Source organism: Ruminococcus sp. OA3, assembly GCF_022440845.1.
Lineage (GTDB): Bacteria > Bacillota > Clostridia > Lachnospirales > Lachnospiraceae > Ruminococcus_G.
The window spans coordinates 3,882,534-3,906,269 of record NZ_JAKNTO010000001.1; the positions used below are offsets into that span (position 1 = coordinate 3,882,534).

Here is a 23,736-nt window from a genome sequence, read left to right on the forward strand (position 1 = left end):
ACAAACCTACATTATTCAGCGACAGCTTCTTCCATATCCATCGCCTCTTCATATTTCCCTAAAATAATGGACTGGATCCTTTCGCGTGTCTGAGAATTGATCGGATGCGCGATATCACGATATTCACCATCTGTTGCTTTTCTGCTCGGCATCGCAATAAACAGCCCTTTTTCTCCTTCAATAACTTTGATATCATGAACAACAAACTCTTCATCTATGGTGATGGAAACCACCGCTTTCATTTTGCCTTCTTTAGCAACCTTCCTAACTCTTACGTCCGTAATATTCATAACCTTTCTCCTTCCTGTTCTCCCTCTAGATGACGTAGCGTGCATTATTTTCCACTACGATTTTAATGCCATCTTCACCGCAGTGATAGGAATTTGCACGCACTGTATCACGACTCTCAACGATACAGTTCTCAATATGAGTGTTGTCCCCCAGATATACCCCATTTAAAATAATCGAATTTTTAATCACACAGTTGTTCCCAACATATACTTTCTTAAACAGCACCGAATTTTCCACATGCCCATTGATAATACAGCCGCTGGAAATCAGGCTGTTTTTTACCTGGCTGTCCGGATTGTATTTTGCCGGCGGAAGGTCATCAATCTTGGAACAAATTCCAGGATTGTCAGAAAAGAAATGTTTTCGCACTTCTGGTTTCAGGAAATCCATGTTTGTCTGATAATAGGACTCTACCGTGGAAATATTGCTCCAGTAAGTATCAATCTTATATCCGTAAATTCTCTTAAGGTTTTTATAACGAATCAGTACATCATTTACAAAGTCATGACGATCTTCCAGCGCACACCGCTCAATCATCTCGATCAGCTGGCGCCTTCTGATGATATAAATACCTGTAGATATTGTGTTGGAAGTAGAAATCATTGGTTTTTCATCGAATTCTTCAATCCGATGGTCTTCATTCATTTTCAATACACCGAAACGGCTGATATCCGTGCCGGCTTCACAATCTGTACACACAACAGTTACATCTGCACGCTTCTTAATGTGGTATTCCAAAACTTTATTATAATCCAGCTTATACACGCCATCACCGGATGCAATTACCACATACGGTTCATGGCTGCTCTTTAAAAATTCAAGATTCTGATAGATCGCATCGGCTGTACCGCGGTACCACCAGCTGTTATCAGATGTGACGGTTGGCGTAAACACATAAAGGCCCCCTTGTTTACGTCCGAAATCCCACCACTTTGAAGAACTTAAATGTTCATTTAATGATCTGGCATTATACTGTGTCAAAACAGCGACTTTTTGAATATGAGAGTTAGACATGTTGCTCAGCGAGAAGTCGATACTTCGGTAACTTCCTGCAACAGGCATTGCCGCAATCGCACGCTTCTTTGATAATTCCCTCATCTTATTACTGTTTCCGCCTGCCAGAATAATTCCCAATGCTCTCATACTCATTTACCATCCTTCCCAATTATTGCTCCGCCGCTTATCAGCTCTCCGCCCGGATAGTCTTCAAGCGTGGTCGTACCGGTAATTGCAGTATTTTTTCCGATCACTACATTAGACGGAATCACACTGTTCTCCCCAACTGTTACGAGCCCGAAGCTATAAACTGCCGGTTTCAGCACATTAAGCGCTTCTTCTCCGGCTCCCATCACCACGTTGCTGCCCACCGTAACATTTTCCGCAATAATCGCTTTATCAATTACAGTTCCGGCACCAATCCGGCAATGCCGCATAATAATCGAACCGCGTACAATGGCTCCTTCTTCAATCGTGACGTCTGCGCCTATGACTGAATTATGTACTTCGCCATAAATCTCAGACCCCTCACTGATCAGACTCTTTTCCACCACTGCATCATTCGAAATATACTGAGGACGGATAATATCCCCCTTTGTATATATTTTCCAAAACTCTTCATATAAATTAAATTCCGGAATAATATCTATGAGTTCCATATTTGCTTCCCAGTAGGAACCCAGTGTACCGACATCTTTCCAATACCCATTAAATTCATACGCAAAGAGACGTTTTCCATTATCTCTGCAGTATGGCAGGATATGTTTGCCGAAGTCACACCCCTTCTGTTCCCGCAAAGCTACCAGGGACTCTTTTAATGTCTTCCAGCTGAAAATGTAGATCCCCATTGATGCCAGGTTGCTTCTCGGATTTTCCGGTTTTTCTTCAAATTCCGTAATCCGCCCGGTTTCATCCGTAATCATGATACCGAATCGGCTGGCTTCCTCAAGCGGCACCGGCATCGTTGCAATCGTCACGTCTGCCTTATTTGCTTTATGGAAATCAAGCATCACTTCATAATCCATCTTATAAATATGGTCTCCTGATAATATCAGGACATAATCCGGATTATAGCTTTCCATGTAATCCATATTCTGGAAGATCGCGTTTGCGGTGCCCGTGTACCACTGACTGTTTTCACTTTTTTCATATGGAGGAAGGACTGTTACACCACCGACATTCTTATCCAAATCCCACGGTATACCAATCCCGATATGAGCGTTCAAACGCAATGGCTGGTACTGTGTTAATACACCTACCGTATCTACGCCGGAATTAATACAATTGCTGAGCGGAAAATCAATGATTCGATATTTGCCGCCAAATGCTACTGCTGGTTTTGCTACTTTCTCTGTCAATACGCCCAGCCTGCTGCCCTGCCCTCCTGCAAGCAGCATAGCGATCATTTCTTTCTTAACCATGCAATCACCTCTTGTCATATATAATAAATGAATTATACCATACTTTAGCACATTAGTGAACAACTTTTACATATTTTTATCCTTATAAACATCTGTTTTTAGAACAATTTACCTAAAATTCGACTAATTTTTACGCGAAACCGGGATTTTCGCGCTACCAATAGTTCCTATCGATTATACATTACTATACAATTCGTACACTGTCATAAAGAAACCCTTTTCATTTTTTTAACTTAAGCGTATAATATTTTTAATTACATAGAAAAGGAGTTACTACAATGTACACCATAGATTTCAATCAGCCTATGCACATCCATTTCATCGGCATTGGAGGCATCAGCATGAGCGGTCTCGCCCAGATTCTGCTGAAAGAAAACTTTCAGATCTCCGGATCCGACGCAAAGGAAAGCGCTCTGACAAAACAGCTGGAAGAAAAAGGCGCCGTCCTTTACTACGGGCAGCGTGCCTCCAACATTGATGATTCCGTAGACCTTGTGGTCTACACAGCTGCTATCCACCCGGATAACCCGGAATATGCAGCGGCTGTGGAAAGATCAATCCCCATGCTGACACGTGCCCAGCTTCTGGGACAGATCATGAAGAATTATGAGGTTCCGATCGCCGTATCCGGCACTCATGGAAAGACGACAACAACCTCCATGCTTTCCCATATACTGATGCAGGGCAACTGTGATCCGACAATATCTGTCGGAGGGATTCTTCCATCTATTCATGGGAATATCCGGGTTGGAAATTCCGGTACCTTTATCACCGAGGCCTGTGAGTATACAAACAGCTTTCTCAGCTTTTTTCCAAAAATCAGTATCATACTGAACATGGATGCCGATCACCTGGATTTCTTTACGGGCATCGATGACATTCGCCGTTCATTCCGGAAATTCGCAGAGCTGCTGCCAGATGACGGCACACTGATCATCAACAGTGATACACCCGAATATGAAACAGTCACGGACGGTCTTTCCTGCCGCGTTATCACATACGGTCTGAATTCCAAGGCCGAATATACGGCTGCCGCCATCCGTTTCGACAGCTTCGGGCATCCGACCTTTGACTGCCTCAGAAACGGAAACAAAATCGGCACTTTTTCATTGAAGGTTCCCGGTCTTCATAATGTTTCTAATGCGCTCGCGTCCATTGCGGCCGCACAGCTTTTTGAACTTGATTCTGATATCATCCAGGAAGGCTTTTCGGGTTTTCTGGGAACAGACCGCAGGTTTCAACATAAAGGAGAAATTGGCGGTGTAACTGTCATTGACGACTATGCACACCACCCGACTGAAATAGAAGCCACTCTAACTTCCGCAAAAAACTATCCTCACAAAAAGCTGTGGTGTGTCTTTCAGCCACATACCTATACCCGTACCAAGGCATTGCTGCATGAGTTTGCAGAAGCTCTGACACTTGCAGATACCGTCATTCTTTGTGATATATACGCAGCGCGCGAAAAAAACACCATCGGAATCACATCGAAAGACCTTCAGACCTGCATCCAGGATCTGGGAACGGAATGCCTGTACTTTTCAACTTTTGACGCAATCGAAAATTTTTTACTGGAAAATTGTACACACGGTGATTTGTTGATAACTATGGGTGCCGGAGATGTTGTCACCATCGGCGAAAAACTGCTTGGCCAGTAATTTATCCACACTATCCACAGTGTTATACACATTTTTTGTGTGTATCCGCTGTGGATTTTTTGTGTATAACTCCGTTAACATAATTTTCGACACCATAATACGTATTTTCGACGTTTTTTCTCTATGAAACGACATTTATGGTTGCAAATAGTGACAAAACCACATACTTATCCACACCATCCACATTTTCCACAATCCGACCCGTATTTAAGCCGAAAAGCCCCCTGCAAAAAAAGGCTATTCTCTTTCTGACACGTGTATGCTATAATGTGTTTGACCTTAGGAAAACGTATGATTTTCCTGAAAATTACAGATATTGACGGTGATTTTATGAACCCATTAAAAATACATAATAACAGTTCTGAAGATGTAACGATTGTGTCAAACCACTTTCTGGATTTGTACATGCCAAAAGCAAACGGAGAGTTTGTAAAAATATATCTCTATCTGTTGAGGATGATCTCATCTGCCGACTGCTCGCTCACACTTTCATCCATCGCGGACACATTTGACTGTACAGAAAATGATGTTGAGCGTGCACTCCGTTACTGGGACAAGAAAGACGTTCTGCGTCTGACAATTGGTACTGCCAATCAGATTACCGGATTGACACTGCTTCCTTTTTCAGAGCAGACGGATTCCGGGATTTCAGCCGTTTCCGAAAAAGAAACGGCTTCCCCGGTTTATTCTCAGCCAGAAACCGAACCGGCTCCGGCAGCTTATTCGCTGACTCCCGACAGAGTAAAAGAGCTGAAAAAAAATGAAGAAGTCATGCAGCTCTTATTCATTGCAGAGCAGTATCTCGGAAAGACTCTGTCTCCAACGGAAACGACACGCATTTTATATTTCTATGAAGAACTGCACTTTTCTGCAGATCTGATTGAATATCTGATCGAATACTGCGTTTCCAAAGGCAGCAAGAGTATCCGTTACATGGAAAAGGTTGCGCTTGCATGGGCGCAGTCAGGGATAACTACGGTCAAAATGGCCAAACAGGAAACGAACACTTTCAGCAAACACTATTTTTCAGTTATGAAAGCTTTCGGCATCACCGGCAGAAATCCCGTGGAATCAGAGATCCAGATGATTGATCGCTGGATGAAAGACTATAGTTTTACAACCGATATCATCCTGGAGGCATGTGCCAGAACGATCAATCAGACCGGTAAGCCAAGCTTTCAATATGCGGATGGCATACTGGGAGCATGGCATAAAAAGGGGGTCCTGTCTTTTTCAGATATACAGGAACTGGACGTTCGCCACAAAGAATCCAGGGAACGGACTGCGCCCAGGATTCAGAATAAAACCTCCAATAAATTCAATAACTTTCATCAGCGGGATTACAATTTCTCTGATCTTGAAAAACAGCTGCTGAAAAAGTAAAGGAGATTTACGTGCCTCTGAAAAATTCACAATACGATGAAATCATGCGGGATTACAACCGCAGACAACTTCATAACAAACATATGTTGGACGAGCACATCAGTGAAGCATACGGAGAAATTCCACGCCTTGAAGAAATTGACCGGGAAATTTCAAGACTGTCCATTCAAAAAGCAAAAGCGCTTCTTGGAGCGGGTGAGACTGCCGATTTTAATCTGGCACATGTGATCGCTGATCTGGCGGATGAAAGAAAACATCTTCTGGCTGCTTACGGCTATCCCGAAGATTATCTCACCATGCACTATGATTGTCCGCTGTGCTGCGATACCGGATATACAGGGACCGAAAAGTGCAGCTGTTTTAAAAAAGCCGCAATTAACCTTTTGTATACCCAGTCCAATATTAAGGAAATACTAAAGAAAGAAAACTTTGATACCTTTTCCTACGACTACTATCCGGAAACGGTAGTCAGTGAAGCAACCGGCCTTTCGGCGCTTGACACCGCGCGTCTGGCCGTAGAAAAGTCACTTGACTTTATCCGCAGTTTTGACCAAAAATTCGACAATCTGTTTCTCTATGGAGATACCGGGGTGGGGAAAACGTTTCTCTCCCACTGTATTGCCAGAGAATTGATCGACACCGCTCACTGTGTCATCTATTTCTCAGCATTCGATTTGTTTGATCTGCTGGCTCAGAATACGTTTTCCCGTTCTGAAGACTCATCCGAATTGAATGAACATATTTTTGACTGTGATCTGCTGATTATCGATGATCTGGGAACCGAATTGACGAACAGTTTTGTGGCATCCCAGCTGTTCCTTTGCATTAATGAGCGGCTGATGCGTGAGAAATCCACACTGATCTCTACCAATCTGTCACTGGAACGGTTTTCAGAAATGTATTCGGAACGCGTCTTTTCCCGAATTTCCAGTAATTACACTATGATCAAACTGATAGGAAATGATATTCGTATTCAAAAAAAACTGCGAGGAGGAAATCAGTAATGGAAGAAAGCAATGTCAAGCAACTGGAGACGCTTCCTGTTGGCCGTCTCGGAATCATAGCACTGAACAGCTTCATGGAGACAGGAAAGAAAGTGGATAATTTTCTGGTACAATGGAGAAAAGAAAGGAAGCACGAATATAAGTCTTCCATCGCATTTGAGGGATATGAGCGTGACACGTATCTGATCGATTCTGTTGTTCCGCGTTTTGGTTCAGGGGAGGCAAAGGGCATTATCCGTGAATCTGTGCGCGGCGATGATCTTTATATTCTGGTTGATGTCTGCAATCACAGCCTGACCTATAAATTGTGCGGATATGAAAACCGTATGTCCCCCGATGATCACTTTCAGGATTTAAAACGCATCATAGCTGCTGTCGGCGGAAAAGCCCGCAGGGTTAATGTCATTATGCCATTCTTATATGAAAGCCGGCAGCATAAACGCTCCGGACGGGAATCTCTGGATTGTGCTAATGCACTTCAGGAACTGGTGGAAATGGGCGTGGAAAATATTATAACCTTTGATGCTCACGATCCCCGTGTTCAGAATGCAATCCCTCTTCACGGATTCGAAACCGTACAGCCCGCATATCAGTTTATCAAAGGTCTCCTCCGCAATGAACCGGATATCAGGATCGACAGTGATCATCTGATGGTGATCAGCCCTGACGAAGGGGGTATGAGCCGTGCAATTTATATCGCAAACAATCTGGGCGTCGATATGGGTATGTTTTATAAGCGCAGGGATTATTCCACGATCATCAATGGAAAAAATCCCATTGTTGCTCACGAATTTCTTGGAGCTGATGTCGAAGGGAAAGATATGATCATCATTGACGATATGATTTCTTCAGGGGACAGCATGATCGAAGTTGCTCAGCTTTTAAAAGAACGCAAGGCCGCTAAAATCTTCATGTGTTCTACTTTCGGTTTATTCACAAATGGTCTGGAAAAGTTTGACCGTGCGTTTGAAGCCGGTCTGTTTGACCGCATGCTGACTACCAACCTTGTTTATCAGGACCCTGAACTGCTTCACAGGCCATATTACATCAATTGTGATCTGAGTAAATACATCGCCTTTATTATAGACCATCTGAACCATGATGTATCCATCAGCAGCCTGCTCGACCCTGCGGAACGCATCCAGAAGGTGCTGAAGAAATACCGAAATCACGAATCATTCTAAGAATATTAATATAAGATTAATCAAAACCGGCGGTCAGCGTGAATGGTAATTCACCTGCCGCCGGTATTCAATCCCTTCATTCGCACTGATAGCGGGACCGCAGAATGCTGATTTCCTGTGCATAACCGTCCAGCTCATTTGGTGTCTCCAGATAAAATGGCAATTCGCGCAGTGCGGGGTGATTAATCAGCTTTTCAAACGCTTCCAGTCCGATACTGCCTTCGCCAATTTTCTCATGACGGTCTTTATGACTGCCAAAAGGATTCTTGCTGTCATTCAGATGAACCGCCTTCAGCCGGGTAAGTCCTATGACTCTGTCGAATTCTTCAATCACATCATCCAGATGGCCGACAATGTCGTAACCCGCATCATATACATGACACGTATCCAGACAGACCCCCATCTTCTCACTGCAGTCCACACCGTCCAAAATCGCACGGATTTCCTCGAAACGCCCTCCGATCTCTGTCCCCTTGCCTGCCATTGTCTCCAGCAGCACGGTTGTCGACTGTTTGGGCGTGAGCAGCTCATTCAGCTGACTTACAATCTGTTCTATTCCTTTTTCTGTGCCCTGTCCGGTATGGCTGCCCGGATGAAAATTATAATAATTGCCTGGAAGATATTCCATTCTGCGCAGATCATCTTCCATGGTGATCATTGCAAATTCCCTGGTTTTTTCGTCCTTGGAACACGGATTCAGCGTATACGGAGCATGCGCGAGTATCGTGTGGATTCTGGCACCTTTCGCATACGCCAGAAATGCAGCTACATCCTGAAGATCCAATTCTTTTGCTTTACTTCCTCTGGGATTTCTTGTAAAAAACTGAAACGTATTGGCCCCGATCTTCACCGCCTCCCGTCCCATATGCAGGAACCCTTTTGCCGAGGATAAGTGACTTCCTATCAATAACATATTTTACTCCTTCTGTGCCAGACTAATTTCATGATACGGTATCTTAAGCTTCTCAAGCAGACGTCCTTCCCTTCTGTGACAGGTAAACAAAAGGACCTGGAGTCCGCAGCCTGCAAGCCACTGCAGCGTCTCTCCCAGCCGTTCGTCATCGTACATGACAAATACTTCATCTAACATGAGGGGAAGTCTTTCCTCACGGCATACGACTTCGCTCACTGCCATACGAAATGCAAAGTAAATCTGCTCCAGAGTTCCTCTGCTCAGCTGTTCGGGAGACACATAGGCATCTCTCGTGCAGATCCCCATCTGCATATCATCTGAAAAATGAATGGAGGCATATTTTCCATGTGTGATTGCAGATAGTATGGCAGCAGTTTTTCTCTGCAGTTCTTCACCCAGCCAGTTCTTTTTGCCGGCAGACAGCTTCTCGATGGCCTCCATAGCCAGATCAATGGCATCAATATCGTCCTGAAGCGGATTCTCACCTGTCATAGTCTGTACAAGCTCCTGAAGTTCATTTTTCAGGTTCTCCAGTTCTGTACTTCTCTCCGCACACTCCTGCTTTAACCTGTCTATCTCCCACCTCAGCCTGTCCGCCTCTTCTTTCTGCCTGTAAGTATCACCAAGCTGTTTCTCTTTCTCCTTCACTTGAAAATGTCTCTGCCGGTTATATTTTGCCACGATTAATGCACCAGCCAGCAGCGCACAGCAGAAAGCCACAACCTGTATAACCGCCTGCGCACGAAATAAAATCCCTGCCAGTACCAAAATCAGTGCCAGCCCTCCCAGTGCCCAGAATCCTCTCAGTCCTTTTTCTACACACTCTTTGGATTCCTTACTCTTATCACGGGATACTTCATGCAACTGTTTTTTCTGCATTTCCAACTGTATCGCAGCGTCTGTCAGTTCCTTCTCAACATACCCCATCCTGCCTCTGAGCTCTTTTTGCTTCATTTGCAGTTCCTGGCGCTCTTCCCTCATCTGATGTTCATATTCTTTCCTGTCCAACTTTAAATGATACAGTGCTTCTTCCACATCCAGAGTCGGCACGCTGCTCTCCTGATAATTTACCATATAGTTGCGAAGTTCACCCGGCAGGCCTTCGTCCGTCCGGCTCTTCAGCTGCCCGATACATACGGTATTATCAAACATGGCTTCGCTTACATTTCCCAGGAGCATCTTCAGATCCCCATGTGGAATGGAAAGCTTTTCCCCGTCAGACTCGCAGATCAGCTCTTCCTGCAGACTGTTCTTATGAAAACCGCGCCTGATACAGAAAATTTTTTCTCCGCTCTCAAACCTGAGTGTCCCTGCATAATAAGTGCCGTTTTCCCATGGCTCGTATCTGCTGTAAACATCTTTTCCCGCGGCGCGGCCACGCTGTCTGCGCATTCCGTAAAGCATGCTTTTAATAAACGTATGCAGTGTCGTTTTTCCGCTTTCATTCGGTCCGTAAATCAGGTTGATTCCCGGTTCCATCCGGACTTTACGGTCATGAAATTTTCCAAAGTTTTTTATTTCCAATTCTTTGATCGTCATACTGATCACATATCCTTTTTGGATGCAAGCAGAGCCTGCAGCCCATAATATAAAGCTTTTTTCTCTTTTGGCTCCTCACTGTATTTAAAATGTCTGATGTAAGCCGCAACCAGACTCCCTTCATACTGCTCTTCCAGCAGCTCAAATTCATAATCAGGCTGCGTCTCATCCGCTACATCAACGACGTTGCCGAGCTCCCGAATCCTGTGCAGATCAATATTCATCTGTGAATCCCTGAAGCCGTGCAGTTCTATTTTAAATATATGATCTGCTCCCTCTTCCGCTATCTGTGCTGAAATCTGTTCCTCCAGTGAAAACTGCGTAGTATCCGGCGTAACAGTAACCGTCAGCGGAATATAGGATCTCAATGCAGACGGCACAAATTTCACAGATACCCTGCCGTCAAGATAAGTTCCCCGAATATAGCCGTGAGGACCGATATCATTGCGGTCGATGGGTTCCAGTGCCCCGGCAAATACCGCCATATTTTTAATGATGGTCTGAGGTCTGTGAATATGCCCTAATGCAATATAATCAAATCCGCCCGCCGCAAGCTGTTCAGTACGAATCGGCATATGACGCTCATCGCCCCCATGTGCCAGCAAAATATGGCATCCTGCTTTCTGAAGCGCTCCGGTTTTGCAGACGTCATCATCCTGCAGTTCCCTGCTGTGATAGCTCCTTCCGTATATCCAGGCGTCTGCCTGGGGAACATAGACAGCCTCAAGCTGCTCTTTCCAAAGTCCTATCACATTTTTGCTCCATGGATATTTTAAATAATAAGAATCCTGTCTGATATAATCATGATTACCCGCGATCATCACTACCGTCGTCTGCGGTATCGTAGAAAACAGATAGTCCACCTCTTTTAATTCACGGAGCAGCGGCTGCCTGTGAAAAAGGTCTCCGGCAATCAACAACAGTTCTGGTTTTTCCTCCCTGACTGCATAGATCACATTGCAGAAGCTGTCCCAGATCTCATTTTTCCGCTCTTCGCTCCATGGAAACCCCGCATCAGGCGACGCTCCCAGATGCACATCCGCTATATGAAAAAAATGCATCCTACTGACTCTCCTTTTCATGTCTTTTGCAAACATTTGTTCTGTTCTACATCATATCATGACTGGCTCTGTTTGTCCAGAAAAGAAAAACAGAAGCATATCAAATACTTCTGTTCACTCATCGCAATTACAATCTGTAATTTTTATAATTCACAGTTATTAACCGTTCTCGGGAATGGAATCACGTCTCTGATATTACTCATACCCGTCAGGTACATGACACATCGCTCAAATCCCAGGCCAAATCCAGCATGGCGGGTAGAACCATACTTTCTGAGGTCCAGATAGAACGCGTAATCTTCCGCGTTCAGATTTAATTCTGACATTCTGCTGATAAGTTTATCGTAATCGTCCTCTCTTTGGCTTCCGCCGATAATTTCACCGATTCCCGGTACAAGGCAGTCCATTGCCGCTACCGTTTTTCCATCGTCATTCAGCTTCATATAAAACGCTTTAATCTCTTTCGGATAATCTGTCACAAACACTGGCCGTTGAAACACCTCTTCCGTCAGATAGCGTTCATGTTCCGTCTGCAGGTCCGCTCCCCATGATACTTTATATTCAAACTTATCGTTGTTTTTCTCCAGAATCTCGATCGCCTCCGTGTAGGTAACATGTCCGAATTCTGAATTCAGTACGTGATTCAGACGGTCCAGCAGACCTTTGTCAACAAATGAATTAAAGAAATTCATCTCCTCCGGCGCCTGTTCCAATACATATTGGATGACATATTTCAGCATGCTCTCTGCGAGGTCCATATTGTCCTCCAGATCTGCAAATGTGATCTCCGGCTCGATCATCCAGAATTCCGCGGCATGGCGGGTGGTGTTGGAGTTCTCTGCACGGAAAGTAGGACCAAACGTATAGATATTGCGGAAAGCCTGCGCATATGTCTCACCGTTTAACTGTCCGCTCACTGTCAGATTCGTTTCTTTTCCAAAAAAGTCCTGAGAGTAGTCAATCGTACCTTCTTCAGTCCTTGGTATCTTATCCATATCAAGCGTCGTCACACGGAACATCTCGCCGGCACCTTCACAGTCACTCCCTGTAATCAGCGGTGTATGGACATAGACAAATCCTCTGTCCTGGAAAAACTGGTGAATCGCATATGCGATCAGTGACCGCACGCGGAATACTGCCTGGAATGTATTCGTACGCGGACGAAGATGCGTGATCGTACGAAGGTACTCCAGACTGTGCCGTTTTTTCTGAAGGGGATAATCCGGCGCGGATGCACCTTCTACCGTCACTTCATCGGCCTGTATCTCAAAGGGCTGTTTAGCCTGAGGCGTCGCAACCAGCTTTCCTTTTACGATAACCGCAGCACCTACATTAAGCTTTGATATCTCTGAAAAATTAGCCATTTTGTCATGATATACGACCTGAAGTGTCTCAAAAAATGTTCCGTCATGCAGAACGATAAACCCAAACGTCTTAGAATCCCGCACGCTGCGGACCCAGCCGCCGACACTTATTTCCTGATCGAGGTAAGTATCTCTGTCTTTATAAATCTCACGAATTGTTGTCAGTTTCATATTCCGTTTCTCCCTATTTTTCACTTTTCCCCCATTTTAGCACGCTCACGCGGCAGTTTCAAGAGGGGATAACACCATTGCCGTACAGAACGGACCGGCATCAGCCGGTCCGTTCCAAAATCAGTCTCTCAGTTCTCCAGTCTTTTCATATCCGTTTTTCATATCAAAAGCCAGCACCTCATCACTGTTTGCGATATAAAAGGTATCATCGATATAGACACCTCTGGAATTCTCAAATTCAGAGGACACATCATTTTGTGATGAATATGCCATGGCATTTTCAAACCCTTTCTTATCATCATAACGAAATACAAAATAACTGCTGTTTGATCCTCCTATATTCCCGTAACTGGTAGTAACGAATCCTATCACATTTTTCTGAGGGCTGACGGTTAACGCTTTATAGTTATATTCCCCAGGAAAATAATCAATATTCTCAATCACCTTCTTGCTGATCTCTTTCACCTCCGAAGGGTCGGATATATCAAACATCGAAAGTTTCAGGCCTTTCCGTGTTCCGGTATCCGGATCTGTCTCCCATCCGATTCCCAGCAGCCGGTTCTCTCCATAAAAATGGAGATATTCCGAAAATCCTGTTACCTTAAGCTCTCCCAGAACTTTCGGATTTTCCGGGTCCGTAAAATCCACTGAGAAGAGAGGGTCCACCTGCCGGTACGTTACAAAATATCCTGTATTGCCCATAAACCGTGCCGAATAGATACTTTCTCCTTCTGCCAGGCCATCCACTTTTCCTGCGATCTCCATATCCTGATTCAGCACATAAATGCAGTTATCCTGAGTGCTCCCTGACCACCGCGTCGTCAGGACGCGAAGATAACCGTCATATTCATTTGTCGCAAAATCATCGGTAACGGTACCGCCTATGACCGCAGCGCCCACACCTTCGATCTTTCCATCCCTGAAACTGAACTTGGCGATCGCTGTCTGATCACCCGTATTCTCCCACATATCCCGTTCCAGATAAATATTTTCCGTACTGACGTAAAAACGGCTCGCACTGTCCAGGATCGCCTTCTTATCTGCAATCTCATCTGGTTTTCCGATGTTGACAGATGTGATGAGCAGATACTGTGACCCGCCGCCTTCCGTCGGAAGATAAATGTCGGAGACTGCAAACGCTTCACCGGCTGCGAGCGGCATGATACCGTATGGATCATCGCCGTCATATGCTTCCTGTCTTTCCAGCTGATACGCTGGATAGTAATCAGTGAACAGATAGATATATTCTCCTACCTTGCGTGAGGTATGATAAGTTCCGTCCTGTGAAACTTCGCCAGTCAGTTTCGGCTCTTTCCTGTCTTTCAGGTCGTAGGTATACAGCGTGGTCACTGCCCGGTAGTTCATATAATAAGTGTCTGCGGATTTCTCCTTCAGAGAATTGTCGTACCGCTGACATACGATGTTGAGTACATCGCCATCCAGATAGATTTCCTGAATGCTGCCCTCCGAAGCTTTTTCCGGGAGCCTGATCACGGATACTTCTTCCAGATCAGCTCCGTCCGCCTTAACGATCCGTATATCGCGGCTGTTCCGTATGATATACAGGTACTCTCCGTCCGTTTTTACAACATCACCTTCGTCCACGCCTTCTACCTGTACATTGGTCCCGGAATACTCTGCACTTCCCCCCGTATCGGCTGCAGCGGGGGCCGCATCGGCAACAGCTGACTCTGCAGACGTCACATTGCTGTCTGAAGAACCGGAAACTGCAGCTCCGTCGGCCTCCATGGCATCATCCACTGACCAGCTTTTTGCGTAATTTTCCTGAGTCTGAAATGCGTCGTAGATATCATCATAATTTTCAGCCCGGGCATACATCGTATCCAAAACCCTTTTGCCCTCAGCCGTCTCTTCTTTTGTACCATCTTCTTTTCCGGCAACCTTCGCGTCGTGGCTCCCGCTCTGGGCTGAAGCAGTATTCGAAGCATCAGAAGATTCCTTTTGTCTCAGAGGGACCTGTGTGATCACCAGCAGCAGCACAACAACAGCTGCCGCTGCAGCCGCAAAATAGCGGATACCCCTTCTTACTTTTCTGTCTCTTTTCTCCTGCCCTGACTGTCCGGCAAAATCAATCATTTCCGGTTTCAGACCCTCAGGCACATCGCAGGAGTCAGCTGAACGTTTGATTTTTTCCAGCAATTTATCATCATTCATAAACTCGCCCTCCTATTCTTCCAACATCTGTCTCATCTTTGCTAATGCCCGGCTTTCCTTTGAGCGAATCGTATTCTCATTTTTATGTAGGATCCTGGCAATTTCCCGGCTGGTGTATCCTGCAAACAAGTGCATGGAAATAATCAGGCGTTCTTCATCAGACAGTCTGGCAAACGCCTGCCGCACCTGAAAATCCTCTGTAAAATCCCCGCCCTTCTCGAGATCATCCGGCAACTCAGACGTCTTCCGGGTATATTCCTTCAGCCTGCGCCTGCATTTGTTAGACAAGATCTTAAAAATCCAGTTTTTAAAGGCTTCCGCTTCTTTCAGCCCGCAGATTCCATAATAAGCATCTGCAACTGCATCTGCGACTACGTCCTCCGCATCATGACAGTTTTTCAGTGTATATAAAGCAAAACGGTACATATCAGCATAGACCATTTCATACAGGCTGGCAAACGCATCCCTGTCTTTTGCCCTTGCCCGTTCAACCAAAACTTTGCAGTCCTCCATATTCTCACCCCTTTATTTGAAATGCATTTCATATATACAGTGTCTCATACCTCACATTTTGTTGCAAGAAAAGAAAAAGTACAGGAAGATTTTCTTTCTTCCTGTACTTATCTTGGAACCCTGGCATCATCTTATTCACTACTGCAGATTTTCGGGGTTCAGGCACTCAAGTTCCTGAACAACAAAACGTCCGTCCTTTCTGACCAGTACATCGTCAAAATAGATTTCTCCGCCGCCGTATTCCGGACGCTGGATCAACACCAGATCCCAGTGAATCGCGGATTCATTCCCGTTTGGAGCTTCCTGATAACAGTTTCCCGGCGTGAAATGAATCGATCCCTGAATTTTCTCATCAAATAAAATATCTTTCATCGGTTCCAGAATATACGGATTGACACCGATCGCAAATTCTCCGATGTACCTCGCGCCTTTATCCGTGTTGAATACTTCATTGATCCGCTCCGTATCATTTGCAGTTGCCTTTATGATTTTACCATCCTCAAATTCCAGACAGATATTGTCATAGGTAAAGCCATTATACAGTGACGGCGCATTATACGTTATCTTACCATTTACAGATTCACGGACCGGTGCGGTATATACCTCCCCATCCGGTATGTTCATGTTCCCTGCACACGGTATTGCGGGAATGTCCCTGATGGAAAATGAAAGATCTGTACACGGGCCGGTGATACGCACTTTGTCCGTGCGTTCCATATATTCAGTCAGCGCCCCCATCGCCGCATGCATCTTTGAATAATCCAGATTGCAGACCTGAAAATAGAAATCCTCAAATTTTTCCACGCTCATCCCGGCCAGCTGTGCCATTGCAGCATTGGGATACCGCAGTATCACCCAGCGCGTCCTGGGTACACGGATCCCATGGTGTACGGGAGTCTGGTAATACGTATCATACAACGCCATGCACTCGGACGGCACATCGGAAAGTTCTGATACGTTATCACTTCCCCGCACGCCGATGTAACAGTCCATTTTTGACATCTCAAGTGCATCGACCTCTGCCATCAGCTCCATCTGTTCTTTTGTAGCGTGCAGCAGCTGCTCCCGCTGCAGCTGAGGGTCCGTGAAATGAATAAACGGAATGCCCCCTGCCCGGTATACCTCTTTCACCAACTGCCGGGCAAGCTCTTTGGTGTCCCTGCCGATATAGTGAATATAAACTCTGTCTCCTGCTTTTACGCCGCAGGAATAATTCACCAGACCTGCGGCAAGCACTTCAATTCTGCTGTCCATCGCATTTTCTCCTCACGATCATTTTACGTAACAGTTCATCCGGCGGGGGAATTGTTACTATTTTCCGGTTCTCGCTGCCAGTGTTTCCATATAGCCCAGGAAAACATTTCCGGCACTCTCAAACAGCGTAGTGCTGTCATTCATTCCATAATAATATGTCTCCTGTGTCGCCGGATTATATAGAATCGTATTATAGATATCATATCCTATGATCACAACACTTTCTCCCGTCGGCGTGAGTGCCACAACGGCACGACCTTCGCTCACCTGATACAGCACACTCTCCAGAGTACATCCGGTCATATTCAATGCCGTATAGTCCCCTCCCAGTGCGTCAGCAAGAGCATTTTCATCCAGCGTTCCCGACAGTACAGATTCCGGAATCTCCTCTGTGGAAATCTGAACCTTATCTTTTCTGTTTCCACGTTCCCAGACATATTGCTGATCACTGTTTAAGACCACACCGGCCTGGTCATTTGCCGTCATGATCGCGAGATTACTCTTGGTTGCCGCGCCGTAAAAAGCTCCTTTTGCATAAATGTAATACAGCTGTTGATTTGCCTCTGGTATCTCAAGTGCCATGGATGTGCTGTTCTTTGGGATCACATATTCAGTCTCCACCACCAGCATCGCCTTACTTTTCGCACTTTTGCTGAAATCGAGTGCCACCTGTGTCCCCTTCCTGCTGCTGACACTCAGGTGAATACTAACAGTTTCTTCACTTGTCTGTAAATTATTCATGATATTTTCGCTCGTCACCGCCACATAGGCATTCTCCTGCCACTGTACGCGTTTCAGTTCAACAAGTCCCTCCTGAAATACCGCGGCGCTTACCCAGGTTCCATCCTGTTGATATTCTTTGACAATTTCACCTCTGAAATTTTGAATCCTGACGTTATGCATGGCAAATGTTGTATTGCCTGCGGCATCGGTCACGATATCTTCATCTCTTGCAAGTCCATAGATCAGATCCTCATTGATAAATCCAAGTGCCTGTATCTTCTCTTTGCTCCCTGCTTCTTCCACACGCTGTTCTCCGCTGTTAAGATCCATTACCGTCAGACTCGATGAAGCGTATTCCTGCATCTGATCCATCCACGCTACAGAAGCCTGAGACTTTGAGACGACCATACAGTCCGGAGAAATGTCTTCCAGTATTGTATCATACGTTTTCTCCTGGATATCAACGTGGAAGAGACTGTTTTCCAGCAGTAAATAAAGCTGATCATCCTGATTTACGTAACTTAGTTTTTCTACATCGTCCTTTAAGAAATCATATGACATTGTGCTCGGTATAAACACCTGCTCCTCTGAAACATTGCGTTCTGCACTGTAATGATATACGCTCACTCCGGTATAGCCTTCATGATCCCCGCAATTCATATAACCATAAACCACAAAATCAAGGTCGCCGGACTCCTCAACCCGGATAATCTTTATATCATGCTGGGAATTGCTCTTACGTTCATCTGCATTCTCTGCATGTTCTGTACCTCTGAAACCAAACACATGGGCTGCTTTATTTGCACTGCGGTTGTAAGACCACAGTTCTCCTTCCTGCACGAATGCAATAATATCTGCATTCTGGTTAGACATATACTGAATCTGAGCATCAACGATTCCCAGATTGATCCCCTGTTTCGTCAATACCGGAAGCGATCCGTCAAAAATTTCCTGTGCACTGCGCTCAAAGTCCAGCAGCATCACCCTGGACTGCGAATATCTCATACGATAATATTCATCAACATTATAATATTCCGTATTGTCCTCCGTATCTTTTGCAGTCATTTCATAACTCTGAACGATCGTGCATGTCGTTTCGTTTATTTCACGTATAGTCGGAACTGCTTTTCGCCACAGTTTGGGGGCAAGTGTTCCCCAGGTCAGCTGGTCAAAACTGGAGTGGATATTGATTTTTGTATAACTTGAATTTGTAACAGTCTCATCCGGTTCTAAATATCTCGTGAGATCTCTTGCCGTCTCTTTATTGAAACACTTTTCATAGAAATCCCTGACAAATTCCAGATACTGGCTCACATTCAGCCCCGCCCGCTGTACGATGCGCGTGTAGTAATATACTGGCTCTTCTTCCCCGCAGTCAACCTGGAAACAGAGCAGATATTCCTGGTTCATCAAAATTCGGTTTTCGAGCTTAAAATCAGCCGTTACATACTGGTCCTCTTTGGTCAGTTTACCAATCTTCCCATTTTCAACCGTCTCTGACCCATCCGCACTCATCACTTTATAAGAAATGCTTTTGATATCATTTCCGTAAGTATTGACCGTCACCGAAAGTTCCCTCTTCGTTGTGAGTGGCGTGATGCTCTCGCGGTAATACTGCGGCTGCATCTCCTCGTGATATCCATACATGGGATTTACCAGCATGTCCGCAAGTTCCATGTAAAGTACCGGCAGAGTGGGTTCCCCCATTTTCCCTGTCTCCTCCGATACATCTTTATTTAATATATTAGAAAAGAGAATGATTGAAAATACAAAAATTGTACCCAGAATCAGTCCCTTTAATAAACTTCTTTTCATTCGGCTCCTCCCGGATGTTCCTGGTCATATAATAATTTCTTAAGTGTCGGCTCCGCATGTAAAGACTGCATACATGCCTCCAGCGCCTTATCTCTGTCTGCCGGACGATTTGTTTTCACTGCCCGGATCAGCAGATTTTTCGGCGTATGTTCCATATCAATGAATTCCAGGATTTGTGTCTCATACCCCTGTTCTTCCAGCATACCTGCCCGCAGTCCATCCGTGATCAGAGCTGCTATCCGTTCTTTTAAGATTCCATATGACAGCACCGGCTCCAGGATCTCGTTATGTATCTGTCCGTTAAGTTCATGCTGGCAGCATGGCACAGACAGAATCACGGACGCATTCCAGGCAACCGCTTTTGCAAGTGCATAGTCTGTGGCAGTGTCACACGCATGCAGCGTCACTACCATATCAACCGGTTCATTCCTGTCAAAGGAGGCAATATCTCCCACATAAAACTGTAATTTGTCATATCCGTATTTTTTTGCAAGATGATTGCAGTGCTCGATCACATCTGCCTTCAGATCCAGGCCGATGATCTGTATTTCATATTGTTTAACAATATGAAGATAATAATACATTGCAAATGTCAGATAGGACTTCCCACAACCAAAATCCAAGATTGTCAATTCACGGTTTTTGTCCAGTCTGGGAATGATGTCCTCAATAAACTCCAGAAAACGGTTGATCTGGCGAAATTTATCATATCTTTTGGTAACAATCTGTCCATCCGGTTTCATTACTCCCAGATCGACCAGAAAATCAACTGGTCTGCCAGCCGGGAGAATGTAGTCCTTCACACGGTTATGTGCAAGATTTCTGTTCTGCTGCTGTACCGGTGTATGTTTTTTGCATTTTACTGTAAGTTTCCCTTTTTTACTGACCAGTGCTGTCACATCGGCAGTACGCGCATGCAGCTGCAGCTGGCCAAACTGTTCCTCCATCCATTTCAGAACAGCATCTATCGTATCCTCCTGCGAACAGTTGCTGTGGAGCTCCTTAGCACCTTCCGTGCATGTCATCTGAAAAAATAGCTCTTCCTTTAACAGTACCGGGCGGATTCTGACTTTGGAGACTGTCTGTTTTCCCCTGGCCTTGCTCAAAATCATTTGATTTAAATCTATATTGACATATTCCATCAGTAATTTTTCTAATTCTTCCATATTAATCTTATACCCCGTTAAAATAATGAGAGTGACCCGGTATTGACAAGTCCATACCCCGGTCACCCTATTATTGTAATGGTTTTGCAAAAAAACCACAACTACTATTTATAAAGAATTTTCAGTCAGGAAGATGAGCCGTCCTGACAGTTAAGAATTAAAAATATCTGCGGCATCTCTGATGGCGGCAGCGTCTGCGGTACATCTCATTGAAAAACATCACACGAACCAGGTCAGAAAGCCACGGATTCCTCTTTTCCTGCATCTCAATTTCACTGTCCAAGATCTCTTCTTCAATTCTTTTGCATATCTGTTCCATCATAAATTTGTCCGGATACTCATCATACATCATACTGCCTTCATATTCCATCCGGTCACATTCCCGTTCGACAGTATCCTGCACTTTAGATGTTGTTTTCGGGTAGAACGACTTCATCAACCGCGCTTCCCTCTCCTGTCTTTGCTCCTGCTCCCATGTATCGGCAAATGGATATGCCATAAAAAACGGATTTGGTTTTTCGTAAAACATCCGGGTTGCTCCTGTCAGTCTGTTTGGTATAGTATATGCAGATACTCGTATTTAGACTCTGCTTTAATCTATTTTAGAAAATTCTCCGATCATCTCCTTGATATTCTGCATCCTCACATCAGTCTGTGCGATGATCTGCGCACACTCCGTCAGTTCCCTGCTGATGACTTCCAGATCTTCCTGGCCGGCAATCTCTTTTTTGTAGCGTATCTGATGTTCCAGGCTGGCCCAGAAGTCCATTGCCATCGTGCGGATCTGAACTTCCACTTTCACATATTGTTTCCTGTCCGAGAAAAACACCGGTATTTCTATGATCATGTGGTAACTCCGGTATCCATTCGGCTTGGGTTTCTCTATATAGTCCTTAATTCGCAGCACACGAATGTCATCCTGCTGTGAGAGCATCTGGGCAATGTGATAAATGTCATCGATAAAGGCACAGATCACGCGTATCCCTGCAACATCATGAAGATTTTCGATCATACTCTCCACAGTATACGGCAGATTGTTTACTTCCAGTTTTCGCCCTATGCTCAAAGGTTTTTTCACTCTTGTTTTAATAGAAACGATAGGATTTCTTCTGTGACGCACAGAAAATTCATCATCAAGAACCTCGAGCTTCGTCTGAACTTCCCGAATTGCACATCGATATATCATCATCGCGTCTGAAAACTGTTTTGCTTTTTTGGAAAACCGTTCAGGGTCTTCCATCTTCAGCCATTCCAGTTCCATCTCATCAGCCGTCGTATTCATCTTAATTTCTCCTTTGGTACACTTTTCTTCCATTATAATAAACTTTTGGTGAAAAGTAAAACGTGAGATTTGACATCTCTTCACAGATCTTGCTAAAATGCTCTCAGGAGGTGAGTGATTGTGTCTGACATTATATTCCATATAGATGTAAACTCAGCTTACTTAAGCTGGACTTCCGCCCACATGCTCGAGAATGGTGAAACGCTTGATCTGCGAACAATTCCATCTATTATCGGGGGCGATGAAAAAAGCCGCCGGGGTATCGTACTGGCAAAATCTGTTCCCGCAAAAGCATTCGGCATCGTAACCGGAGAACCGGTAGCAGCGGCGCTGAAAAAATGCCCGATGCTCACGATTGCTCCGCCCGATCACACACTCTACGGTCAGTACAGCCGCCGTCTGATGGAGCTTCTGCACTCCTATACCTCTGACATTGAGAAACTGTCCGTAGATGAATGTTTTCTTTATTATACCCCCATAGCCCATCGTTTTCCTTCCTGCATGGAAGCCGCGCAGACGATCAAAGACCGGATCCGTGAGGAACTTAAGTTTACAGTCAATATCGGCATAGCTCCCAATAAACTGCTCGCTAAAATGGCGAGTGACTTTCGGAAACCCGACCGTGTCCATACCCTTTGGAAAGATGAAATTCCGCAGAAAATGTGGCCTCTTCCGGTAGGCGAACTGTATATGGTCGGACACTCAAGTGCATCCCGCCTGAACGAACTTGGCATCCACACGATCGGTGAGCTTGCTGCTGCCAATCCAGAATTCTTAATGACTCATTTCAAGAGCCATGGCAGACAGATGTGGGAGTTTGCAAACGGAATAGACAGGCGTCCGGTCACTGCAAATCCGCAGGATGCCAAAGGGATTGGTAATTCTACAACACTGAAAAAAGACGCTGTCACAGCGGAAGAAGCCAAAAAGGTACTTCTTACGCTTGCGATCAGCGTCTCAGGCAGGTTGAGGGAGGCAGGTCAGCTCGCCGGATCAGTCTGTGTTGAAATAAAATATCACACATTTGAAACAGTCTCCCACCAGACTACTTTGCTGACACCTACAAATACAACAGGCATACTTCACCGGTATGCCTGCCAGTTGTTTGACGAAATCTGGAATGGAGTTCCCATCCGCCTTCTCGGTATCCGCACCACAAAACTGGTTCCGGAGGATACCCCCACTCAGATGTCTATCTTTGATTTTCAGGTGCCCATACAAAATTCCGGGGATATAGCAGCAACAGAATCCTCTGTGGACTCTGAGAAACAAAAAAAACTGGATGCCGCACTTGACAGTATCAGAAAGCGGTTCGGTGATAAGGCAGTCACACGTGGAAGCCTTCTGAGTCCGCCTTCTGAAACGAATGAAGAGGAATCATGACTGTGTCTGCCAGTCCGCAGGATAGACAAAATATGCAAACCTCGCTGTCGATGGAGTCCGGAAATGTATCCGACTTCCTTTTGGTATATAGAGTATATCTCCTTTTTCCCCACGGAGCACCTGCCCGCCGACTTCAATTTCCAAAACCCCGTCAATCACAAAATCGTATTCATCATAAGTCAGAGTCCATGCAAAATCTGTATGATCCAGCTCCATGATTCCCGCCCCAATTCGGGGCGCTTCATGAAGAGACACAATATCTTTGACCGCTACACCCTGTTGTTCGAATGGCTCACATTTTACAGTCTCCGTTTTTACCATAAGTACTCCTTCCGGAGTTTTCTTTTTGACAAATTCATCTCTGCCCGCGTCTGCCGATTCTGCCAGAACCTTTTCTACTATCTCACGTATTAAATGTTCACTGATATTCATACACTCCT

The 23,736-nt window shown here is 45.1% G+C and carries 20 protein-coding genes; 5 read left to right on the forward strand and 15 right to left on the reverse strand.

Going from position 1 to position 23,736, the window contains the following annotated elements:
- Window positions 1-11: 11 nt before the first annotated feature.
- The 3 genes from spoVG to MCG98_RS17900 are packed head-to-tail and all read right to left on the reverse strand — an operon-like array spanning window position 12 to window position 2,708.
- Window positions 12-290 carry a septation regulator SpoVG gene (spoVG, locus tag MCG98_RS17890; RefSeq protein WP_240286003.1) on the reverse strand — a complete coding sequence of 93 codons (279 nt, stop codon included), beginning with the start codon at window positions 288-290 and terminating at the stop codon, window positions 12-14.
- Between the two features lie 25 nt (window positions 291-315).
- Window positions 316-1,434, reverse strand: coding sequence for a glucose-1-phosphate adenylyltransferase subunit GlgD (gene glgD, locus MCG98_RS17895; protein WP_028529117.1), 1,119 nt, complete (start codon window positions 1,432-1,434; stop codon window positions 316-318).
- Between the two features lie 2 nt (window positions 1,435-1,436).
- On the reverse strand, window positions 1,437-2,708 hold the full coding sequence (locus MCG98_RS17900; protein ID WP_240286001.1) for a glucose-1-phosphate adenylyltransferase: 1,272 nt from the start codon (window positions 2,706-2,708) through the stop codon (window positions 1,437-1,439).
- Window positions 2,709-2,986: 278 nt separating this feature from the next.
- On the opposite strand from MCG98_RS17900, the gene murC reads away from it, so the two are divergent.
- From murC to MCG98_RS17920, 4 genes are all read left to right on the forward strand, one after another.
- Window positions 2,987-4,366: a UDP-N-acetylmuramate--L-alanine ligase gene (gene murC / locus MCG98_RS17905; RefSeq protein WP_240303215.1), complete on the forward strand. Its 1,380-nt coding sequence runs from the start codon at window positions 2,987-2,989 to the stop codon at window positions 4,364-4,366.
- Between the two features lie 291 nt (window positions 4,367-4,657).
- Complete coding sequence (locus MCG98_RS17910; protein WP_240303216.1) at window positions 4,658-5,749, forward strand: DnaD domain protein; 1,092 nt, start codon at window positions 4,658-4,660, stop codon at window positions 5,747-5,749.
- Between the two features lie 11 nt (window positions 5,750-5,760).
- Window positions 5,761-6,753, forward strand: coding sequence for an ATP-binding protein (locus tag MCG98_RS17915; RefSeq protein WP_240303217.1), 993 nt, complete (start codon window positions 5,761-5,763; stop codon window positions 6,751-6,753).
- Complete coding sequence (locus tag MCG98_RS17920) at window positions 6,753-7,937, forward strand: ribose-phosphate pyrophosphokinase (RefSeq protein ID WP_240303218.1); 1,185 nt, start codon at window positions 6,753-6,755, stop codon at window positions 7,935-7,937. The genes MCG98_RS17915 and MCG98_RS17920 overlap by 1 nt, the downstream gene beginning before the upstream one ends.
- A gap of 76 nt (window positions 7,938-8,013) precedes the next feature.
- Here the strand turns inward: MCG98_RS17920 and MCG98_RS17925 are convergent, their stop codons facing one another.
- The 11 genes from MCG98_RS17925 to MCG98_RS17975 form a co-directional block, all read right to left on the reverse strand.
- Entirely contained in the window at window positions 8,014-8,850 is an 837-nt protein-coding gene (locus tag MCG98_RS17925) for a deoxyribonuclease IV (protein ID WP_240303219.1), read from the reverse strand.
- 3 nt (window positions 8,851-8,853) lie between these two features.
- The gene (locus tag MCG98_RS17930; protein WP_240303220.1) at window positions 8,854-10,389 is read right to left on the reverse strand and encodes an ATP-binding protein; all 1,536 of its coding nucleotides are present in this window, start codon (window positions 10,387-10,389) and stop codon (window positions 8,854-8,856) included.
- Window positions 10,390-10,394: 5 nt separating this feature from the next.
- Window positions 10,395-11,450 (reverse strand): metallophosphoesterase, encoded by a 1,056-nt coding sequence (locus MCG98_RS17935; RefSeq protein WP_240303221.1) that lies wholly within the window; start codon window positions 11,448-11,450, stop codon window positions 10,395-10,397.
- A gap of 143 nt (window positions 11,451-11,593) precedes the next feature.
- Window positions 11,594-12,985 carry an asparagine--tRNA ligase gene (gene asnS, locus MCG98_RS17940; RefSeq protein WP_240303222.1) on the reverse strand — a complete coding sequence of 464 codons (1,392 nt, stop codon included), beginning with the start codon at window positions 12,983-12,985 and terminating at the stop codon, window positions 11,594-11,596.
- 120 nt (window positions 12,986-13,105) lie between these two features.
- Window positions 13,106-15,160, reverse strand: a complete 2,055-nt coding sequence (locus MCG98_RS17945) for a beta-propeller domain-containing protein (RefSeq protein WP_240303223.1) — start codon at window positions 15,158-15,160, stop codon at window positions 13,106-13,108.
- 12 nt (window positions 15,161-15,172) lie between these two features.
- Window positions 15,173-15,673 (reverse strand): RNA polymerase sigma factor, encoded by a 501-nt coding sequence (locus MCG98_RS17950; protein ID WP_240303224.1) that lies wholly within the window; start codon window positions 15,671-15,673, stop codon window positions 15,173-15,175.
- A 138-nt stretch (window positions 15,674-15,811) separates the two neighbouring features.
- Window positions 15,812-16,927, reverse strand: coding sequence for an aminopeptidase (locus MCG98_RS17955; RefSeq protein ID WP_240303225.1), 1,116 nt, complete (start codon window positions 16,925-16,927; stop codon window positions 15,812-15,814).
- A 57-nt stretch (window positions 16,928-16,984) separates the two neighbouring features.
- The gene (locus MCG98_RS17960; protein ID WP_240303226.1) at window positions 16,985-19,465 is read right to left on the reverse strand and encodes a hypothetical protein; all 2,481 of its coding nucleotides are present in this window, start codon (window positions 19,463-19,465) and stop codon (window positions 16,985-16,987) included.
- Window positions 19,462-20,631 (reverse strand): SAM-dependent methyltransferase, encoded by a 1,170-nt coding sequence (locus MCG98_RS17965; RefSeq protein ID WP_240303227.1) that lies wholly within the window; start codon window positions 20,629-20,631, stop codon window positions 19,462-19,464. Before MCG98_RS17965 ends, MCG98_RS17960 begins: the two co-directional genes overlap by 4 nt.
- A gap of 157 nt (window positions 20,632-20,788) precedes the next feature.
- Window positions 20,789-21,160: a hypothetical protein gene (locus MCG98_RS17970; protein ID WP_240303228.1), complete on the reverse strand. Its 372-nt coding sequence runs from the start codon at window positions 21,158-21,160 to the stop codon at window positions 20,789-20,791.
- Window positions 21,161-21,223: 63 nt separating this feature from the next.
- Complete coding sequence (locus MCG98_RS17975; protein ID WP_345891698.1) at window positions 21,224-21,913, reverse strand: GTP pyrophosphokinase family protein; 690 nt, start codon at window positions 21,911-21,913, stop codon at window positions 21,224-21,226.
- A 120-nt stretch (window positions 21,914-22,033) separates the two neighbouring features.
- Here MCG98_RS17975 and MCG98_RS17980 point away from each other — a divergent pair, with 120 nt between their 5' ends.
- Window positions 22,034-23,296 (forward strand): DNA polymerase IV, encoded by a 1,263-nt coding sequence (locus MCG98_RS17980; RefSeq protein ID WP_240303229.1) that lies wholly within the window; start codon window positions 22,034-22,036, stop codon window positions 23,294-23,296.
- On the opposite strand, the gene MCG98_RS17985 is transcribed toward MCG98_RS17980, so the two are convergent.
- Window positions 23,291-23,728, reverse strand: a complete 438-nt coding sequence (locus MCG98_RS17985; protein WP_240303230.1) for a cupin domain-containing protein — start codon at window positions 23,726-23,728, stop codon at window positions 23,291-23,293. The genes MCG98_RS17980 and MCG98_RS17985 overlap by 6 nt on opposite strands.
- Window positions 23,729-23,736 lie beyond the last annotated feature (8 nt).

Excerpts from the sequence above, each read along its gene's own strand:
- spoVG (WP_240286003.1), bottom strand. The coding sequence starts at position 290 with ATGAATATTACGGACGTAAGAGTTAGGAAGGTTGCTAAAGAAGGCAAA.
- glgD (WP_028529117.1), bottom strand. The coding sequence starts at position 1,434 with ATGAGAGCATTGGGAATTATTCTGGCAGGCGGAAACAGTAATAAGATG.
- MCG98_RS17900 (WP_240286001.1), bottom strand. The coding sequence starts at position 2,708 with ATGGTTAAGAAAGAAATGATCGCTATGCTGCTTGCAGGAGGGCAGGGC.
- murC (WP_240303215.1), top strand. The coding sequence starts at position 2,987 with ATGTACACCATAGATTTCAATCAGCCTATGCACATCCATTTCATCGGC.
- MCG98_RS17910 (WP_240303216.1), top strand. The coding sequence starts at position 4,658 with ATGATTTTCCTGAAAATTACAGATATTGACGGTGATTTTATGAACCCA.
- MCG98_RS17920 (WP_240303218.1), top strand. The coding sequence starts at position 6,753 with ATGGAAGAAAGCAATGTCAAGCAACTGGAGACGCTTCCTGTTGGCCGT.
- MCG98_RS17925 (WP_240303219.1), bottom strand. The coding sequence starts at position 8,850 with ATGTTATTGATAGGAAGTCACTTATCCTCGGCAAAAGGGTTCCTGCAT.
- MCG98_RS17930 (WP_240303220.1), bottom strand. The coding sequence starts at position 10,389 with ATGACGATCAAAGAATTGGAAATAAAAAACTTTGGAAAATTTCATGAC.
- MCG98_RS17935 (WP_240303221.1), bottom strand. The coding sequence starts at position 11,450 with ATGCATTTTTTTCATATAGCGGATGTGCATCTGGGAGCGTCGCCTGAT.
- asnS (WP_240303222.1), bottom strand. The coding sequence starts at position 12,985 with ATGAAACTGACAACAATTCGTGAGATTTATAAAGACAGAGATACTTAC.
- MCG98_RS17945 (WP_240303223.1), bottom strand. The coding sequence starts at position 15,160 with ATGAATGATGATAAATTGCTGGAAAAAATCAAACGTTCAGCTGACTCC.
- MCG98_RS17950 (WP_240303224.1), bottom strand. The coding sequence starts at position 15,673 with ATGGAGGACTGCAAAGTTTTGGTTGAACGGGCAAGGGCAAAAGACAGG.
- MCG98_RS17955 (WP_240303225.1), bottom strand. The coding sequence starts at position 16,927 with ATGGACAGCAGAATTGAAGTGCTTGCCGCAGGTCTGGTGAATTATTCC.
- MCG98_RS17960 (WP_240303226.1), bottom strand. The coding sequence starts at position 19,465 with ATGAAAAGAAGTTTATTAAAGGGACTGATTCTGGGTACAATTTTTGTA.
- MCG98_RS17965 (WP_240303227.1), bottom strand. The coding sequence starts at position 20,631 with ATGGAAGAATTAGAAAAATTACTGATGGAATATGTCAATATAGATTTA.
- MCG98_RS17970 (WP_240303228.1), bottom strand. The coding sequence starts at position 21,160 with ATGTTTTACGAAAAACCAAATCCGTTTTTTATGGCATATCCATTTGCC.
- MCG98_RS17975 (WP_345891698.1), bottom strand. The coding sequence starts at position 21,913 with ATGAATACGACGGCTGATGAGATGGAACTGGAATGGCTGAAGATGGAA.
- MCG98_RS17985 (WP_240303230.1), bottom strand. The coding sequence starts at position 23,728 with ATGAATATCAGTGAACATTTAATACGTGAGATAGTAGAAAAGGTTCTG.